The 17,678-nt window shown below is 75.8% G+C and carries 14 protein-coding genes; 11 read left to right on the plus strand and 3 right to left on the minus strand.

Going from position 1 to position 17,678, the window contains the following annotated elements; translation table 11 throughout:
• Positions 1–26: 26 nt before the first annotated feature.
• The 7 genes from ACIQWR_RS10445 to ACIQWR_RS10475 all read left to right on the plus strand — a co-directional run bounded on the left by ACIQWR_RS10445 (position 27) and on the right by ACIQWR_RS10475 (position 8,536).
• Positions 27–3,905, plus strand: coding sequence for a helix-turn-helix domain-containing protein (locus ACIQWR_RS10445; protein WP_404006556.1), 3,879 nt, complete (start codon positions 27–29; stop codon positions 3,903–3,905).
• A gap of 219 nt (positions 3,906–4,124) precedes the next feature.
• Positions 4,125–5,015 (plus strand): C40 family peptidase, encoded by an 891-nt coding sequence (locus ACIQWR_RS10450; protein ID WP_404006558.1) that lies wholly within the window; start codon positions 4,125–4,127, stop codon positions 5,013–5,015.
• Between the two features lie 59 nt (positions 5,016–5,074).
• Positions 5,075–5,449 (plus strand): hypothetical protein, encoded by a 375-nt coding sequence (locus ACIQWR_RS10455; RefSeq protein ID WP_404006560.1) that lies wholly within the window; start codon positions 5,075–5,077, stop codon positions 5,447–5,449.
• A gap of 150 nt (positions 5,450–5,599) precedes the next feature.
• A complete protein-coding gene (locus ACIQWR_RS10460; protein WP_404006562.1) occupies positions 5,600–6,325 on the plus strand; it encodes a response regulator transcription factor in 726 nt (241 codons plus the stop codon).
• Positions 6,322–7,845, plus strand: a complete 1,524-nt coding sequence (locus tag ACIQWR_RS10465) for a sensor histidine kinase (RefSeq protein WP_404006564.1) — start codon at positions 6,322–6,324, stop codon at positions 7,843–7,845. The genes ACIQWR_RS10460 and ACIQWR_RS10465 overlap by 4 nt, the downstream gene beginning before the upstream one ends.
• Before the next feature lie 59 nt (positions 7,846–7,904).
• Positions 7,905–8,321 carry a hypothetical protein gene (locus ACIQWR_RS10470; RefSeq protein ID WP_404006566.1) on the plus strand — a complete coding sequence of 139 codons (417 nt, stop codon included), beginning with the start codon at positions 7,905–7,907 and terminating at the stop codon, positions 8,319–8,321.
• Positions 8,318–8,536, plus strand: a complete 219-nt coding sequence (locus ACIQWR_RS10475; protein WP_404006567.1) for a hypothetical protein — start codon at positions 8,318–8,320, stop codon at positions 8,534–8,536. The genes ACIQWR_RS10470 and ACIQWR_RS10475 overlap by 4 nt, the downstream gene beginning before the upstream one ends.
• A gap of 4 nt (positions 8,537–8,540) precedes the next feature.
• Here the strand turns inward: ACIQWR_RS10475 and ACIQWR_RS10480 are convergent, their stop codons facing one another.
• Together ACIQWR_RS10480 and ACIQWR_RS10485 are read right to left on the minus strand one after the other, a co-directional pair.
• A complete protein-coding gene (locus ACIQWR_RS10480) occupies positions 8,541–8,894 on the minus strand; it encodes a hypothetical protein (protein ID WP_404006568.1) in 354 nt (117 codons plus the stop codon).
• A 143-nt stretch (positions 8,895–9,037) separates the two neighbouring features.
• Positions 9,038–9,547 carry a DUF664 domain-containing protein gene (locus ACIQWR_RS10485; protein WP_404006570.1) on the minus strand — a complete coding sequence of 170 codons (510 nt, stop codon included), beginning with the start codon at positions 9,545–9,547 and terminating at the stop codon, positions 9,038–9,040.
• Between the two features lie 279 nt (positions 9,548–9,826).
• On the opposite strand from ACIQWR_RS10485, the gene ACIQWR_RS10490 reads away from it, so the two are divergent.
• Positions 9,827–10,663 (plus strand): undecaprenyl-diphosphate phosphatase, encoded by an 837-nt coding sequence (locus ACIQWR_RS10490; protein WP_404006571.1) that lies wholly within the window; start codon positions 9,827–9,829, stop codon positions 10,661–10,663.
• A gap of 75 nt (positions 10,664–10,738) precedes the next feature.
• A complete protein-coding gene (locus tag ACIQWR_RS10495) occupies positions 10,739–12,016 on the plus strand; it encodes a monooxygenase (RefSeq protein WP_404006572.1) in 1,278 nt (425 codons plus the stop codon).
• A 114-nt stretch (positions 12,017–12,130) separates the two neighbouring features.
• Here the strand turns inward: ACIQWR_RS10495 and ACIQWR_RS10500 are convergent, their stop codons facing one another.
• Positions 12,131–14,977 (minus strand): AAA family ATPase, encoded by a 2,847-nt coding sequence (locus ACIQWR_RS10500; protein ID WP_404006573.1) that lies wholly within the window; start codon positions 14,975–14,977, stop codon positions 12,131–12,133.
• Positions 14,978–15,354: 377 nt separating this feature from the next.
• Here ACIQWR_RS10500 and ACIQWR_RS10505 point away from each other — a divergent pair, with 377 nt between their 5' ends.
• Both ACIQWR_RS10505 and ACIQWR_RS10510 read left to right on the plus strand, forming a co-directional pair.
• Positions 15,355–17,121 carry a putative Ig domain-containing protein gene (locus ACIQWR_RS10505; protein WP_404006575.1) on the plus strand — a complete coding sequence of 589 codons (1,767 nt, stop codon included), beginning with the start codon at positions 15,355–15,357 and terminating at the stop codon, positions 17,119–17,121.
• Positions 17,122–17,346: 225 nt separating this feature from the next.
• The gene (locus ACIQWR_RS10510; RefSeq protein ID WP_385772458.1) at positions 17,347–17,673 is read left to right on the plus strand and encodes a DUF6968 family protein; all 327 of its coding nucleotides are present in this window, start codon (positions 17,347–17,349) and stop codon (positions 17,671–17,673) included.
• Positions 17,674–17,678 lie beyond the last annotated feature (5 nt).

A 17,678-nucleotide genomic window follows, 5' to 3' on the forward strand; every position in this document is an offset into this window, starting at 1 on the left:
CCCTCCCCTGCGGGAAAGTACGCCCCGTGCCGACCGATGATGGGACGACCGGTGGATTCCCGGCGGAGCTGCGGCGCATGCGCCAGCTGCGCAAGATGTCGCTCTCGGCTCTTGCCCGCTCCGTCCACTACAGCAAGGGGTACCTGAGCAAGATCGAGAACGGCGGCAAGCCGCCGACCCCCGACCTCGCCCGCCGCTGCGACGAGGCGCTCGACGCCGGCGGCGAGCTGGCCCGGCTGGTCCCGGCCCAGCGTCCGGCGGCGGGCGCCGCCGCGCGCCCGGACGAAGTCCGCGCGGCCGAGGGCGGGCTCCCGCCGGGATCGGCCGCGGTCTGCCCCTACCGGGGGCTCGCGGCGTACGGGCCCCAGGACGCCCAGTGGTTCTTCGGCCGGGACGGGGACACGGCGGAGCTGGCGGCCCGGCTGGCCGAGCGGATCGGGCAGGGGGCGCTGGCCGTGGTGGCTCCCTCGGGGGCGGGGAAGTCCTCGCTGCTGCGGGCGGGCCTGCTGCCCGCGCTGCGGCGCGGGGTGCTGCCGGTGACGGGAGCGGGTGACTGGCCGGTGGTGCTGTGCACGCCGGGTGCGCACCCGCTGAAGGAACTGCTGCGCTGCGCGGCCGAGGTGCTGGGTGCGGCGGCCGCGGGGATCACCCCCGAGGAGTTGGCCGGGCGGCCGGAGGTGCTGCTGGAGGCGGCGGTGGCCGCGCGCGGCCGGGGCGGACTGGTGCTCGTCGTCGACCAGTTCGAGGAGGTCTTCACGCTCTGCGAGGACGACCGGGAGCGCCGCTCCTTCGTCCGGGTGCTGCACGCGCTCGCCGCGGCCGCCGGGGAGGCCCGCGCGCCGGTCGACCCGACCGGCGGGACCGGCCGGGCCCGGGGGTCGGGTCCGGTGCGTGGGCCGGGCGCGGGCGGCGCGGTGGACACCGGCGCCGCCACGACCGCCGTGGTGATCGGGATCCGCGCGGACTTCTGCGGTCACTGCCTCGACCACCCGGAGCTCGTCGAGGTCTTCACCCACGGGCTGTTCGCCCTCGGTCCGATGTCCGGCGCGCAGCTGCGCGAGGCGATCACCGGACCGGCCGCCCGGGCCGGGCTCAGCCTGGAGGGCGGCCTCGTCGAACTGCTGCTGCGCGACCTCGGGGACGGCTCCGCGGCCGACGCCGGATCGCTGCCGCTGCTGGCCCACACGCTGCTCATCACCTGGCAGCAGCGCGCCGGTACGACCCTGACGGTCGCGGGGTACGAGATGACGGGCGGCATCCACGGAGCGGTGGCCCGCACCGCGGAGTCCGTCTTCGGTCTGCTCGACCCGGCCGAGCGGCGGATGACGCGCGAACTCCTGGTCCGGCTCGTCCACATCGCCGAGGGCTCGGCGCAGACCCGCCGACCGGTGGAGCGCGGCCGGCTGCTGCGCCAGTTGCCCGAGCCCGCGGCCGGGGGCCGGGCCCTCGACGCCTTCATCGAGGCCCGGCTCGTGACGGCGGGCGGCGCGACCGTGGAGATCACCCACGAGGCGCTGCTGCACGCCTGGCCGCGGCTGCGCGAGTGGACCGAGCGGGACCGGGCCTCGCTGCGGATGCGCCAGCAGCTCTCCGAGGCGGGGGCCGAGTGGGCGGCCGGCGGGCGCGATCCGAGCCTGCTGTACCGGGGGACCCGGCTGGCGGGCGTACGGGAGTGGCTGGACCGGGCCGCCGACCGCTCCGGGCTCGGGCCCGAGGAGCAGGAGTTCGTCGACGCGTGCGAGGCGGAGGAGGACCGGCGCGAGCGGGCCGTGCTGCGCCAGAGCCGGGTCCGCCGGGCCATGGTGGTCACGCTGGCCGGGCTGCTCGCCGTCGCCCTGACCGCCGGAGCCCTGGCCCTCCAGCAGCGGTCGCAGGCGGTGGACCAGCGGCGCACCGCGCAGTCCCAGGCGATGGCGGTGCGGGCCGGGCTGCTCGCGGCGGGGCAGCCCGAGGCGTCGATGCTGCTCGCGGCCGGCGCGTACGGCACCGCGCCGACCCCGCAGGCGCGCGGCGCGCTGCTGAGCACGCAGGCGCAGTACTTCGCCGGCCGGCTCCCCGGGCACGAAGGGCCGGTCAACTCCGTCGCCTTCAGCCCGGACGGGAGGCTCATCGCCTCGGCCAGCTCGGACACCACCGTCCGCTTGTGGGACGTCGCCGCGCGCACCCCGGTGGCCACGCTGCGGGGCCACACGGGCCCGGTGACCTCGGTCGCCTTCAGCCCCGACGGTCTGCGGCTGGCGACGGCGAGCGCGGACGGGACGGTGCGGCTCTGGGACACGACCGCGCACCGGATCACCGCGACGCTGACGGGGCACCGCGGCTCCGTGCGCTCGGTGGCCTTCGCTCCGGACGGCCGGACGCTGGCCAGCGGCGGCCTCGACCGCACCGTCCGGCTGTGGAACCTGCCCGAGGGCACGTTCCGGGCCGTGCTGACCGGGCACGAGGACACGGTCATGGGCGTGGCCTTCAGCCCCGACGGCGCCACGGTCGCCTCGGCCGGCGCCGACCGCACCGTACGCCTGTGGAACGTGGCCGGGGAGCGGCAGGCGGCGGTCCTCGCCGACCACACCGACCAGGTCCTCGGGGTCGCCTTCAGCCCGGACGGGCGCACGCTCGCCTCCGGCGGCGCCGACCGGACCGTACGCCTGTGGGACCTGCCGGCGGGCACGGTGCGCGCCGTCCTCACCGGGCACGGCGACGACGTCAACAGCGTCGCCTTCACCCGCAGCGGTGACACGGTCATCAGCGGGAGCGGCGACGGCACGGTGAAGCTGTGGGACCCGGTCACCCGCAAGACGGTCACCACCCTGTCCGGCCACACCGACTACGTGCAGGCCGTCGCCGCCGGACCCGGGCAGGAGTTGGCCACCGGCGGGTTCGACCAGTCCGTGGTCCTGTGGGACCCCGGCCGGACCGCGCTGGCCGCGCGGCCGTTCACCGAGTCGTGGCAGTCGGCCTTCTCCCCCGACGGGCGGCTGCTGGCCGCCGCCGAGGCGGACGGCACCGTGCGGATCTGGGACACCGCCCGGCGTCGGCTGCTCAACACCCTGGCCGGACACGACGGTTCCGTCTTCGCCGTCGTCTTCTCCCCCGACGGACGGCTCATCGCCTCCGCGGGGGCCGATCGGACGGTCAGGGTGTGGCAGGCGGCGACGGGCGAGCCGTACGCGAAGCTCACCGGCCACGTCGGTTCCGTGTTCGCCCTCGCCTTCGCCCCCGACGGCCGGGAACTCGCGTCGGCGAGCGCCGACCGCACGGTCGCGCTGTGGAACGTGGCGTCCCGGCAGCGCGACGCCGTGCTCGAAGGCCACCAGGACTTCGTCAACGCCGTCGCCTTCAGCCCGGACGGCCGGACCCTCGCCACCGGCAGTGACGACCTGACGGTGCGCCTGTGGGACGCGACGGAACCCGGGCACCCGCAGCGCGCCGTGCTGCGCGGACACACCGGATCGGTGCGCGGGATCGCCTTCGCACCGGACGGGCGGACCCTGGCCAGCGGGGGCAACGACGGGCTGGTGCGGCTGTGGGACATCGGGCGGCGGGCGGCCGCCGGCACCCTCGCGGGCCACAACGGCTCGGTGCGGGCGGTGGCGTTCAGCCCGGACGGCGCGGTCCTGGCGAGCAGCGGCAGCGATCAGACCGTGAAGCTGTGGGACCCCGTCGGCGACCGTCAGCTCGCCACGCTGAGCGGACACACCGGCCCCGTCTGGGGAGTCGTCTTCGACCCGGTGCTCCCGGGCACGCTGGCGAGCAGCAGCAACGACGGGACCGTCCGGCTGTGGAACACGGACGTCACGCGGCGCAGGACCGAGTTGTGCCGGCTGGTGGGTGACACCGGGAGCGCGCGGTGGGCCCGGATCCTGCCGGACGAGCCGTACCAACGGGTCTGCCCGGCCCGGCGGTAGGGCGACCGCGGGCCACCTCGGTCCCTGTGGTCCCCTTCGACCCCCGCGGGCGCCGACGGGGGCCGTTTCCCTGGGGTTTCCCGTTTCCCACTCGTACGGGCGACGCGTGGCTCCTCGACGCGGACACCGGCCGCGGACCAGTCTTCGGAGCACCGCAGCCGGTGACCGCATGTCGGTCCCGGCGCTCGCGGCAGCACCACGAAACGGGGGAACGGCACCATGCGCAGCATCCTTTCCAGAGCGAAACGGTCCGCGGTCGTCGCGGGGATCCTGGCGGTCTGCGCCGCCGGGGCGCTCGCTCAGCCCGCCGCGGCGACGCCCGCCGCTCCGTCGGCGGTGTCGGCCCGCCCCACGCAGGCCGAAGCCGCCTGCGGGGTCCTCGCGACCGGGGCCTCGGCCGCGGCGGAGGCGGCGGTCCGGGCGGCCTGCACACAGATCGGCGTCTGGTACACCTGGGGCGGCGGCCACGGGCCGCAGCCGGGCGCCACCTACGGTCAGGTCGACCCCACCGACCCGGCCAGCGAACACGATCCGGAGCGGATCGGCTTCGACTGCTCGGGCCTGGTGCGGTACGCCTACGCCCAGGCGACCGGACAGGACCCGCTGGCGGGCAACGCCAACAGCCAGTACTACTCGCCGCGGGTCTCCGTGCGCATCCCCGCGTCGCAGGGGACCGGGGCGCTGCTCCCCGGTGACCTGCTCGCCTGGGGCGGCGACAACGGCATCCACCACATCGCCCTCTACCTCGGCGCCGGAAAGATGGTCCAGGCCAAGCAGTCCGGCACCCGCGTGATGGTCAGCGACCTGAACACCGGCGGGGACTACAACGGGGCGGTGCGGATCGCCGCCACGCCCGGCCAGGACACCAACTTCTCCACCTGGGGCACGGACGTGTGGACGCACACCGAGCCGTCCACGACGAGTCCGCGGGCCGTCAAGTTCCCCGGGCCCACCCGGATCCGCGTCAGCTGCCAGAAGCACGCCCAGTGGGTGGACGCCGAGGGCTACCACAACGACGCCTGGTCGTACCTGCCGGACTACAACGCCTGGCTCACCAACATCTACATCCAGGGACCGGCCTGGCTCGACGGCGTCCCGACCTGCCGCTGACCGGCCCTTCGCGCCACCGCTCGCTCGACCACTCAGCTCATCTTTCAGAGGAGTTCGCTGTGAACGCACGCACCAAGTTCGGCTTCCTGGTCGCCTCCGGCACGCTGGCGCTGGGGCTGGCCGCATCGGTCGCCGCCCCGGCCGCGATGGCCTCGACCACCGACACCCAGGGTTGCCCGTCCGGCGCCGTCTGCATCTACCCGCAGGACGCGGGCTGGAACGGCGGCCACCCCAGCAACGTGTACTACGCCTACGGGGCCCACAACCTGTCCAACCAGAACGGGAACCACTACGTCTTCAACAACCAGACCGGCGGCGCCACGATGCGCACCTGCACCGGTTACAACGGGAACGGCTGTCAGGGCTACCTCCAGGCCGGGACCTACATGGTCAAGGACCTGACCCCGATCAACTCGATCACCCTCCAGCCGTAACCGTCCCGCACGTGCCGGTGCACCGTCGCCCCCCGGGGCGGCGGTGCACCGGCACGTGCGCCGGACGGTTCCCGCCCCGGGTGCCGGACGCCCGCGCGTCCGTGAGAGGGTCGGGCCCGGTCCCGGACGGGGGCCGGTGAGGAGGACAGGGTGAGCGGGCAGCGGGGCGGCGCGGGCGGGACCTCGGGCGTGGTGCTCGTCGCGGACGACGACGCCGCCATCCGCCGTTCCCTGGAGCGGGGGCTGCGCCTGAGCGGCTTCACCGTGCTGCTCGCCGAGGACGGGATCGCCGCCCTCGACCTGTTCGCCGAGCGGTCCCCGGACGTCCTGGTGCTGGACGTGTGCATGCCCGGCCTGACCGGCACGGAGGTCTGCCGCCGGCTGCGGGAGCGGGGGGACGCGACGCCCGTCCTGATGCTCTCGGCCCTCGACGAGCTGGCGGACCGGGTCGCCGGTCTCCAGGCCGGCGCCGACGACTACCTGGTCAAACCCTTCGCGCTGGAGGAGCTGGTGCTGCGGCTGCGCGCCATCCTGCGGCGGCGACCGCAGCAGACCCTTTCGGAGGTGCTGCGCGAGGGCCCGCTGGTGATCGACCAGGCGACCCGACAGGTGCACCACGACGGCGTCGAACTCCACCTCACCCGCCGGGAGTTCGAGCTGCTGGTGCAGCTGGTCCGCAACGCGCGGATCGTCCTCACCCGGGACCAGCTGCTGGACCGCGTCTGGGGCTACGACTTCGAGGTGCGCACGGACGCCGTCGACACCTTCGTCAGCTATCTGCGCCGCAAGTTGGAAGAGGGCGGGCGCCCGCGCCTGATCCACACGGTCCGCGGCGTCGGCTTCGTCCTGCGCGTGCCCGGGGAGGACGCTCCGTGAAGCTGGCCACCCGGATCGCGCTCTCGGTGACCGTGGTCGTGCCGTTGCTGGTGCTCGGCGCCGGCCTGCTGGTGCTGGGGCTGGTCAGCCGGGACCTGCACCGCCAGCAGGACACCCGGCTCCAGGACCTGGCCGCCGCCGCGCTGCCCGACGTACGGACCCTGCTCGCGGCCGACCTGCGCGGGCGCCCCAAGGTGGAGCAGAACCAGCACCGCAAGGTCCTGGACGCCGTCCTCGACGCCGGGATCCGGGTGCGCTCGGCGGACGGCGCCGACGTCCTGGAGGGCGGCCCGCAGCCCGCCGACCCGGCCCGACTGCCCGAGCCGGGTACGGACGGGCCCGTCACCGTACGGGCCAAGGGCCACGCCTGGCGGGTGCTGACCGTCCAGGTGGCCGGTCCGGCGCCGGGGACGTTGTGGCTGTTCACCCCCGCCTCGGCCGCCGACCCGCAGCTGACCGCGGTGCGCGGGCGGGTCCTGCTGGTCGCCCTGCTCTCGGCCCCCGTCTCCGGCCTGCTCGCCCGCGCCCTCGCCGGGCGCGCGACCGCCTCCGTGCGGCGGCTGAGCCGGCGCGCCGCGGCACTGGACCCGGGGGCCGGCGTCGCCGCCTTCGCCACCGCTCCGGTCAACATCGCCGAGGTGGACGAACTGTCCATGGCCATCGGCCAGTTGCTCGCCCGCTACGAGGAACAGGCGGCGCGCACGGCGCAGGCGCTGGACACCGCCCGGTCGTTCTCCTCGGCCGCCTCGCACGAACTGCGCACCCCGCTGATGAGCATGCGGACCGACCTGGACGTGCTCGCCGCGCACCCCGACCTCTCCCCCGCCGAGCGGGCCGAGGTCGTCAAGGACCTGCAGGACGACCACGCCCGGCTGCTCGAACTGCTCACCGCCCTCCAGCTGCTCGCCCGGGGCGATCTGGTGGAGGCCTCGGCCTTCGGCCCACTGGACCTCGCCGAACTGGTGGACACGGCGGTCGCCGAGGTCGCCCGGCGCCATCCCGGGGCCCGCACGAGCACCGATCTCCCCGCGGAGCTGCGGGTCTTCGGCTGGGACGCCGGGCTGATGATCCTGCTGGCCAACCTGCTGGGCAACGCGGTGGTCCACGGTCACCGGCCGGACGAGGCGCCGGTGGTGCGCGTACGGCTGCGCGCGCAGGGCCCGTACGCCGTGCTCACCGTGGACGACGAGGGCCCCGGCATCCCGCCGGAGGACCACGACAGCGTCTTCCGGCGCTTCCACCACCGGCCCGGCAGCCCCGGGTCGGGCCTCGGGCTGACCCTGGTCGCCCAGCAGGTGGCGCTGCACGGCGCCGCGATCACCATCGGGACCCCGGAGGACGGACCGGGCGCCCGGATCGAGGTGCGGCTGCCGCTGGCCGCCGCGGACGGCGCGGCCCTCCCGGCGCTGCCCGCGCGGCGCGACTGGATCTCCCGGGGCGACGCCCCGACGGCCGATCCCGCGGCAGGTCCGGGAGCCGGTCCGGCGGACTCACAAAGAAACCACAAGGACGGTCCCTAGCGTCGTGCGCGGCCGGCCCGTCCGGGTGCCGGCCCGTCCGCACCTGAGGAGACACGACCATGCCCGCGAACCGCACGACCGTTGCCGCGATCGGCGCCCTCGCCCTGGCCGGAGCACTGCTCGCCGTCGCTCCCGCGCAGGCCGACTCGTCCCGTTCCGACGCGGGCAAGGACGGCAAGGGTGCCAAGTCCGCACCGAAGGGGGACGGCTCCAAGGAGATCTGCAAGCGCCTGCCGAAGACCAAGGGCCGGGTCGACGCCGCGATCACCCGCCTCGGCGGCGACGCGACCGTGGCCGGCTCGGTCACGCGCCTGGAGCAGCGCGTCGCCAACGCCAAGACCGCCGGCCACACCGAGGTCTACACCTACCTCAACGACCGCCTCACCGCGCGCAAGGCCCTGCTGCCCACGCTGCAGAAGCGCCAGGGCAACCTCAAGGCCGTGAGCACCTGGTGCGCGGCCCAGGACGCCAAGTGAGCGTGGCGCGCCGCGCCGCCGCCGCGCTCGCCGTCCTGGCCACCGGGGCGGCGCTGCTGGTCACCGGATGTTCGCCGGGTACGGGCGCCCGTCCCGCGGCGGAGCGGTCCGCCGGGGCGGGCGACGACGCCCGGCGGGCGCAGATGCAGCAGAGGCTCGACGACGCCGACAAGGCGGCGGCCGATGCCGACGCGGACGCCGGCCGCGGCGACTGACGGCTCAGCCTGCCGCGGGCACGGCGGCGGGGGCCGTGTCGAGTTCCCACGCGTGCCGCTTGAACTCCCGCACGAAGTCGGGGTGGTCCTCCCACTGGCGGGCCACCCCGCGCAGGACGTCCCAGTGCTGCTCTACCGCCTGGTCGATGACCCGGCGCACCGCCGGTTCGGCGGTCGGGCGCTTCTCCAGGAGCCCCTTGACCGCGGACGCCTCCAGCACGGCGTTGCGCAGCGCGCGCAGCGCCCGCGAGGTGTCGTCCATCCCGAATCCGTTCTCGCTGCCGGTCTCCTCGGCGAACAGCGGGGTCAGGCGCTCCTCGATGAACGCGGTGATCCGCTCGAAGTGCCGTACATCCATCGGGAACTCCCTCTCCTGCCGCGCGGGGCGACGAAACGTGTGTCAGAGCGCAGTTCTATCAGCGCGCCCCGGGGCCGTCCCACCGCGGGTCGGACCGTACGCGCCACCCGCCGCGCCCGCCCGGCCCCGTCCGCCCCGCCCGGTCAGCGGCGGCGCAGCGCACCCCGCACGAAGGCCGCCTGTCCGGCGTGCTGGAGGTCGTCGGCCAGGACACTGACCAGGCGGGCCCCGAGGGTGACCGGCGGATCCCAGCGCTCGTCGACCACCCGGTCGAGGTCGGTGGCGGCCAGGCCGTGCAGGAAGGCGACGGTCCGCTCGTGCACGGCGTCGAAGTACCCCAGCAGCAGCGCGTCCGAGTCGACCCGGACCGAGCCGACCTGCCGGGCGGTGTGACCGTACCCGGTCGCGTCGACGGGCAGCGGCAGGTCGAACCGGTCGGCCCAGCCCCCCGCGGTCCACAGCTGCTCCCGCTCCGCGACCTCCGCCACGTGGTCGTCCTGGACCCGCGTCAGGTGCCACACCAACCAGGCGATCGAGTTCGCCTCCGGGTCGAGGCGGGCGCCCAGTTCGTCGGCCGAGAGCCCCTCGACGCTCTCGTGCACCACCTCGCGGATGCGCCCGAACGCGTCGGCCAGTACGTCGGTGGCCTTCATGGATCCTCCTCGTCCGTGCTGTCCGGCGCCGCCGGTCCGGCGGTCGCCGCCCGGCCACCATGCCCGGCCCGCCGCCCTCGGGGGCGCGAGCGACACGCGGTCGCACCGGGTCGAGGACCTGTGCGCGCGGGTCGGTCGGCGGGGTGACGGCGTACGGAGGCGGGGTCCGGGTCGGGCACCATCTATGCCGACGGGGGCGGGCCCCGGGACGGCCCGTACCGCAACCGCGGCGGCCGTCCGGGCCGACGCCACTTCGACGACACCGCGAAGGTGATGCACGTGAGCGCGATCAGCATCGGTCAGGCCGTGATTCTGGGCGTGGTCGAGGGGGTGACGGAGTTCCTGCCGGTCTCCTCGACCGGGCACCTGAAGATCACCGAGGGCCTGATGGGGATCCCCGTCGACGACAAGGGCGTGGTCGCCTTCACCGCCGTGATCCAGGTGGGGGCCATCGCGGCGGTCCTCGTGTACTTCTTCAAGGACATCGTGCGGATCGTCTCCGCATGGGTGCGGGGCCTGCGCGACCCGGAGGAGCGCTACCACCACGACTACAAGTTCGCCTGGTGGGTCATCTACGCCACGATCCCCATCGTCGTGGTCGGACTGGCCGCCAAGCCGCTGATCGAGGGGACGCTCGCCTCGCTGTGGGTGGTGGCCGGCTCCCTGATCGTCGGCAGCGGGCTGATGTGGGCCGCCGACCGGATGGGCCGCCACAAGCGCGGCGAGGACGACACCTCGCTGAAGGACGCGATGCTCGTGGGCTCCTCGCAGATCCTCGCCCTGCTCTTCCCCGGCTTCTCCCGCTCCGGCGCCACCATCTCCACCGGCCTGATCCTCGGCCTCGAACGGGTCGCCGCCACCCGCCTGTCGTTCTTCCTCGGCATCCCCGCCCTGACCGGCGCCGGCCTGTACGAGCTCAAGGACGCGGTCGGCGCCGGGGTGAGCGCCGTCCCGCTGCTCGTGGGGACGTTGGTGTCCTTCGTGGTCGCCTACGCCTCGATCGCCTGGCTGCTCAAGTTCGTCGCGAAGCACTCCTTCAACGCCTTCGTGGCCTACCGCATCGCCGTCGGCGTCCTGCTCTTCGGCCTGTTGGGAACGGGCATCCTGCAGGCCTGAGGCGGCCGGCGCGCGTGCGTCCACCGTCCGGTGGGCAGGGTGAGCCCTGCGGACGTACTCCTGGAGGGAGCGGATATGCGAGGCGGCGGTTCGGTCGCGGTGATCGGCGGGAGCATCGCGGGGTGTGCGTTCGCCTCGGCGGCCGTGCGGGCCGGCGCGCGCGAGGTGGTGGTGCTGGAGCGGACCCTGGGGCGGCTCCAGGACCGGGGGCTCGGGCTCTGCGTCCACGACGAACGGGCCGCCGAACTGACGGCCACCGGCGCGCTGCCCGGCAAGATCGACGCGCACCGGCTGGTCAGACGCCGGTGGGTGGTCCGGGACGGGGCCGGCGCGGGCAGCGCGGGCGGGCACTCGGCCGCCGCGGGCGGGCGGGTGATCTGGGAGCAGCCCTTCCCCTTCCACTCCTACCACTGGGGTCTGCTGTGGCGCGGGCTGCGCGACGGGATGCCCGCCTCCGTGGCCTACCGCCAGGGGGAGGCGGTCACGGCGGTGGTCCGCTCCGGCGACCGGGCCGAGGTCCGCCTGGACTCCGGCGCGGTCGAGCGCTACGACCTGTGCGTCGGCGCCGACGGCTACCGCTCGGCCGTGCGCCGGACCGTCTGCCCGGAATCGCGTCCCCGCTACGCGGGATACGTCTGCTGGCGCGGGAACCTCGACGCGCGCGGGGCCGCCGCCCTCGATCCGTCGGCCGGGGCGTGGGACGACGCGGTCACCACCGTCTGCTTCCCCGGCGGGAGCTGCGTGGTCTACCGCATCCCGGGGCCGGACGGTCCCCGGGTGAACTGGGTCCTCTACGCCGCCCCGCCGCGCGGCGCGCTGCGCCTGGACGATCCGGCGAGCGACCCGACGAGCTTCCCGGCCGGCCGGCTCAGCCCGGAACTGGCCGCCCACCTGGCCGCGCTGCTGGCGCGGGAGTTCCCGCCGTACTGGGCCGCCGTGCTCTCCCTGACGAAGCCGGAGGACACCTTCGTACAGCCCATCTACGACCTGGAGACCCCGCGGACCACGTCGGGGCGCCTCCTGCTGGGGGGTGACGCCGCCACCGTGGTGCGGCCGCACAACACCAGCGGGGCCGCGAAGGCCCTCCAGGACGCGAGTGCCTTCGAGAGCGCCTGGCGCGGGGCCGGTTCCTGGGAGGGGCTCCTGCAGGGCTACGAGGAGGCCCGCGGCCCGGCGGGGCGGGAGCTGGTCGCACTGGCCCGCCGGCTCGGCCGGGCCCAGGTGGAGCGCACGCCCGCGTGGGCCACGATGAGCGAGCGCGACGTGGCGTCGTGGTGGCGGGAGCAGCTCGGCGGGGTCGCGGGGATCGGCGGACAGTCGATGGAGCCCACCGGGGGCAACTCCTTCGAGTGAAAGATCCGCCCCGCTCCATCCGGCGCGGCCGCAGGGCGCGAAGGAGGGGTGCGCGGGTGACGGTTGTCGGCACCGCCACCCGCGCGCCCGACCGTCGCCGCCCGGGCGCGTAGGTCAGACACCCCCCAGGGCGGCGGCGAGCTGGGTGCGCGAGCGGACGCCGAGCTTGCGGTAGATCCGGCTGAGCATGCCCTCGACCGTCTTGACGGAGAGGAAGAGGTACCGGGCCGCGTCCTGGTTGGACGCGCCGCGCCGCACGAGGTCCGCGAGGCGCGCCTCCGACTCGGTCAGCTCGGCGCGGCCCGCGGCGGACCCCGTGTGCGGGCCGGCCGCCGCGGCCCCTTCCGCCGCGGCCGCTCCCTCTCCGGCCCCGTGCGCGGTGTGCCCGTGCGCGCGGTCGAGCAGTTCCCGGGTGATCTGTTGCCAGGGGCGGGCGCCGGTCTCCTCGAAGACGTCGAGGGCCGTCTCCCACGCGGTACGGGCGGCCGCCTGCCGGCGTCGGGCGCGCTCGACCCGGCCCAGCGCGACCAGGGTGCGGGCCCGTTCGAGCGGCAGGTCCAGCCGCTCGAACCCGGCGGCGGCGCGGCGCAGGCAGTCGGTGGCCTCATCACCGGCGGCGGCCGGGGCGCCGCCCGTACGACCGGGGGCGCGGGCCAGGAGCACGCCGTGGGCCCGGGTCAGGGCGGCCCAGGTCCCGGAGTCCGCGCCCGGCGCGCCCAGCGCGGCCCGGGTCCGGTCGAGCAACTGCCGCGCGCGGGGCAGCTGCCCGGCGCGGGTGAAGGCCTCGATCGCGTCCGGCTGCCACCGGAAGGTGCTGGGCTCCGCCGGCGGTCCGTTCTCCTCCGCCTCGGCGAGGGCGGTGAAGGTCGCCGCGGCGCGTGCGATCTCCCCGGTGTGCAGGTGCACCGCGCCCGTGATCCAGAGGTTGCGGGCGACGTACAGCCCGTCCCCCTCTTCCCGGGAGGCCCGGGCCCCGCAGGCGGCGGTGCGCAGCGCGGCCGTGAACGACCCGGCGGCGCTCTGCGTCAGGGCGGCGGTGTACCAGGCCGGCCCCATCGACAGGGCCGCGGTGGTGGACAGCCGCACCGCCCGGTCGGCCCAGGCGAGGGCGGGGCCGCAGGCGCCGAGGCGGGTGTCGACCTCGGCGAGGCTGCGCCAGACGTCGACGAGGTCCTCGGCGTCCCCCTCGTGCTCCGCGAGCGCGAGCAGCTCGGTCAACCGGCCGCGTGCCTCGTGCAGCCGGTCGTCGAAGACGGCGTGCCGGGCGGCGAGGTACTGGGCACTGTTGCGGATGCCCGACTGCTGGGCGGGGACCCCCAGGGCGAGGGCCCGGGCCAGGGTTTCGGGGGCGTCGGCCGCGCCGAGGACGCGCTCCATGCGGGCCCGCATCGTCAACGCGGCCGCCTCCAGCGGGCGGTGGCCGCCGCGGCGGGCCAGTTCGGCGGCGCGCGCGGCCGCGCGCAGGGCGCGCTCCGGCGCCCCGTGCGCGATGTTGGCGACGATGGCGGCCCTGATCTCCACGGCGGCCAGCAGCTCCGGGTGGCCCGCGGCCAGCTCCCGGCAACGGGCCAGCAGCGGATCCACGCCGGCCAGCGCCTGGCCGTGCGCGTCGACGAGCGCGAGCAGCGCGGTGACCTGGTGGACCGGTTCGGCCCGGGCCGCGATGACGGCGTCGGCCGCCTGCCGGGCGAGGTCCGTGGCTCCCGCGGCCGCGGCTTCCCGCGCCGAGGCGGTGAGCCTGCGCGTCCGCGGGGCGGGCCGGTCCACCGGGGTGATCTCGGCGGCGAGCAGGAAGAGTTCGGCGGCCAGGGCCCGCTCCCCCGCGTCGCGCGCGACGGTCGCGGCGAGTTCGGTGTCCTCCGCGAGGCCCTGGTCGGGGCGGTCCTGGGCCAGGGCGCGGTGCCGGGCCTCGTGCACCGGGTCGCCCACCGCCAGCGCGAGGGTGTGGTGCGCGCGGGAGCGCCCGCGCCGGTCCTGTGCGCGGGCGGCGGCCCGGGCGAGCGCCGTCGCGGTGAAGTGGACGCCGTCCCCGGGGCCGGTGCGCAGTACCCCGGCCTCCACGGCCCGCGCGAGGTGTTCCTCGGCGTCGGGGCAGCCGGCGCGGAGCAGCAGGGACGCGGAGGGACGTACGGTCAGCGCGGCGAGCATGAGGGTCCGGCGGGCCTGCGGGCCGAGGGTCTCGCGCAGCCAGGCCGCCGCGGCGGCGACCGCCTGCGGCGGCAGGGGCGGGCAGTGCCCGGGCTCCGGCGGAAGCTGGGCGAGGGCGTGGCAGGTCAGGGCGGTCAGCAACCGGTGTCCGCCGCAGTGCCGTTGGAGCGCCGCGGCCCACCGGGTGGGCAGACCGTGCGCGGAGAGCAGGGCGGCGCTCTCCTCGGCGTCCAGCGGGGCGAGGTCCACCTGGGGCGGATGTCCGCCGAGCAGGTCGGTGGCGGCCTGCGCCCGGCCCTGGGTGCGTTCGGTCACGACGGCCCGCAGGCGGGGCGCGGGCAGGGTCCGCAGGGCGTAGCCGAGGGCGTCGGCGCTCTCGGGGTCGAGCCATTGGGCTCCGTCCACGGCGAGCAGGTGGTCCCGGCCGCCGAGCAGCGTGGTCAGCGCGAGCCGGAGGGGGAGCCGGTCCCCGTCCGTGAGGGGGCGTTCGTCCGGCCCGCGGTGCAGGAGCCGGTCGACCAGCCGGGCCTGCTGGGGAGCCAGGGTCCCGAGTTCGGGCGCCGTGCGGGAGGAGAGCAACTGCGCCAGCGCTCCGAAGGGTTGGTCCTGGTCGCCGCGCGCGGTGGTGATCCGCAGCGCGCCCCGGTCGGCGGACCCGGGCAGCGCGCGCAGGACCCCGTCGAGGACGGTGGTCCGACCCGCCCCCCAGGGCCCCGCCACCGCGACCCGCCCGCCGCGCCGGAGCTCCCGCAGGGCCCGCTCCACGGCCCCCGCACCCGGCGGACCGGAGCCCACGCCCACATCTGCGCCCACCTCGAACCTCCCGAGAGGGCACGGTAGGCCGCCCGCACCCCGACCACAACGACTGCGACCGACCCACCCGGGATCAAGGGTTTCCCCTGGTGCCCCGGCCGGGGCCCGACGGGCGCCACGGCCGGAGCCGGGTCCGAACCCGACCCGCGCCATCGCCCACACCCGCCGCCCGGGTCGTGGTGGGCCGAGTTCCGCCAGCCCGCACGGAGCGGGGGCCGGGACCCCGCGGGAGCCGCAAGGGATTCCTCCGATGACCCCAACACCCGGTCCGGCGGACGCTGTTGGCCGTCCCAAGGTCTCGGCCCCGCGGCTCCCCCCGCGGGTCCGGCCTCCGTGCCGGGCGATCGCACCGGCACGCCCCCCACGAAGGGATCGTCATGCGCACTCTGCCCACCGGGCCCCTGCGGGCCGCCGTCACGACGGCCGTCGCGGCCGTCGTCCTCGGCGGACTGGGGGTCCTGCCCGCCGGCGCGAGCCCGGCCGATCGGACCGCACCCGCACCCGCCCCCGCCCCCTCCGTATCGCCCCTGGTCCTGCGGTCGATGCAGCGCGACCTCCACCTCTCCGCCGACGAGGTGCGCGCCCGCGTGGCGGACGAGGCCGCCGCCGCGCGGGCCGCCACGCTGGTGCGGGGCCGGGTCGGCGACCGGGTCGCCGGCTTGTGGTTCGACCCGGCCACCGGGCTGCTCAACGCCGCCGTCACCGACGCGGCGGACGCGGCGACCGTACGCGCGGCCGGGGCCGTGGCCCGGGAGGTGCGCTACGGCCGCGCCGAACTCGACGCCGCCGCCCGCGCGGTGACCCGTACCGTGGGCGCCGGCGTACCGGGCGTGCTCTCCTGGGGCCCGGACGCGCGGGACAACCGCATCACCGTCACCGTGGACCGCACGGTGGGCGACGCCTCCACCGCCGCCTTCTTGACCCGGGTCGCCGCCCTGGGACCGATCGTCCGGATCGCCGAGAGCGCCGAACACCCGCGCCAGCAGGCGGACGTCGTCGGCGGCGAGAAGTGGGTCCCCGGTACGGAGAGCCCCTGCTCCATCGGCTTCCCCGTCACCCGCACCAGCGGTGGCGCCAAGGCCTTCCTGACCGCGGGTCACTGCACCAACGACGCCGACCAGGCCGCGTACGGCAAGGACGGCACCCGGGTCGGCACGTCCAACCGGAACGGCACGGGCAGCGTCAACGCCCGTGAGGGGGACATGGGGATCGTCGACGTGGACCAGGCCGGCTGGAACGTGGTCCCCACCGTGTCGGGGTACGGGCAGGGCGACGTCACCCTCACGGGCTCCGCGGACGCCGTGGTCGGCACCGCGATATGCCGGTCCGGCCAGACCACCGGGATGCGGTGCGGCGAGGTCACCAAGGTCGACCAGAGCGTCGACTACGGCAACGTGGTCATCGACGGCCTGTCCTACTCCAGCGCCTGTTCCGCCGGTGGAGATTCGGGCGGCTCCTACGTCACCGCGAGCGGCGGCAAGGCGGTCGGCCTGCATTCCGGTGGCGGCAGCGCCACCTGCACCTCGGGCTCCGGCGAGAAGTTCACCATCTTCCAGCCCGTGAACGAGGCCCTGAGCAGGTTCGGCGCGAGCCTGGTCACCTCCACCCCGCAGCCCGGCGGCGTGACCGTGGCCGCCGTCTCCGCGCAGTCCGGCACCGTCGGCGCCGCGGTCGAGTTGCGCAACGCCGCGGAGGGCGGCACCGCGCCCTACACCTGGACCGCCTCCGGCCTGCCCGGCGGCCTGGCCGTCGCCGCGGCCACCGGCACCGTCACCGGCACCCCGACCGCCGCGGGTTCGTTCCAGGTGACGGTGACCGCCACCGACCGCGCGGGCAAGGCCGGTTCCGCCTCCTTCACCTGGACGATCACCCCGGCGAGCAGCACCGGCCCGGTGCTGCGCAACCCGGGCAACCAGGTCGCCTACATCGGCAAGCCGGTCAGCCTCGCGCTCCAGGCCACCGGCGGGAGCGCGCCGTACGCCTTCAAGGCGACCGGCCTGCCGGCGGGGCTGCGCGTCAACCCCTCGACCGGCCTCATCACCGGCTCCCCCACCGCCTGGGGCTTCGGCAGCAGCACCGTGACGGTGACCGACGCCGCGGGCAGGTCGTCCTCGGTGGCCGTCAGCTGGAACGTCTACTTCTAGGTCGTCGGCCACGACGTGACGGCCTGGGCCGCACCCGATGCCGGGCGTGCCGTCTGACGTGGGACGTTGACGACAGGCCCGGCTGAGGGAACCAGATATTCCGCTTTTCTGGAGTACGGTCGTCGGCACGGGTGGCCGCGGCCGCCCGTGCCGACCCCGAGCACCTCCAGACATACCTCCGGGCTCCGCGAACCGACGGCCCGGATGCGGACCACAGGAGCGACCATGCCCGACAGCGACACCCTCGGCCCCGTCATCGCCCACCGCACGCTGGAGGCGGTGCCCGAGAGCGGCGCGCCCTTCACCGTCTCGCTCCAGCTCGGCGCCCCGCGCCCGGAGGGCGATCCCGACGGCGACTGGATCTGCCCCTGTCGGATCGAGGGGATCGACGATTCGATCGTCTACGAGATCCACGGCGTGGACGGCCTACAGGCCGCCAGCATCGCGATGAGCGTCCTGCAGAGCCAGCTCGAACACGCGGCGCGCGCGGGCGGGCTCACCTTCACCTGGGGCGGCGAGAGCGGCCTCACCGCCGCGCAGACGTCCCCTTAGGGGGC

The organism is Streptomyces sp. NPDC098789, assembly GCF_044759975.1.
In the GTDB taxonomy this organism is placed as follows: domain Bacteria; phylum Actinomycetota; class Actinomycetes; order Streptomycetales; family Streptomycetaceae; genus Streptomyces.

What these genes read in the sequence shown, in the direction of transcription:
- ACIQWR_RS10450 (WP_404006558.1), top strand. Translation starts at nt 4,125, where the DNA reads ATGCGCAGCATCCTTTCCAGAGCGAAACGGTCCGCGGTCGTCGCGGGG.
- ACIQWR_RS10470 (WP_404006566.1), top strand. Translation starts at nt 7,905, where the DNA reads ATGCCCGCGAACCGCACGACCGTTGCCGCGATCGGCGCCCTCGCCCTG.
- ACIQWR_RS10480 (WP_404006568.1), bottom strand. Translation starts at nt 8,894, where the DNA reads ATGGATGTACGGCACTTCGAGCGGATCACCGCGTTCATCGAGGAGCGC.
- ACIQWR_RS10485 (WP_404006570.1), bottom strand. Translation starts at nt 9,547, where the DNA reads ATGAAGGCCACCGACGTACTGGCCGACGCGTTCGGGCGCATCCGCGAG.
- ACIQWR_RS10495 (WP_404006572.1), top strand. Translation starts at nt 10,739, where the DNA reads ATGCGAGGCGGCGGTTCGGTCGCGGTGATCGGCGGGAGCATCGCGGGG.
- ACIQWR_RS10505 (WP_404006575.1), top strand. Translation starts at nt 15,355, where the DNA reads ATGCGCACTCTGCCCACCGGGCCCCTGCGGGCCGCCGTCACGACGGCC.
- ACIQWR_RS10510 (WP_385772458.1), top strand. Translation starts at nt 17,347, where the DNA reads ATGCCCGACAGCGACACCCTCGGCCCCGTCATCGCCCACCGCACGCTG.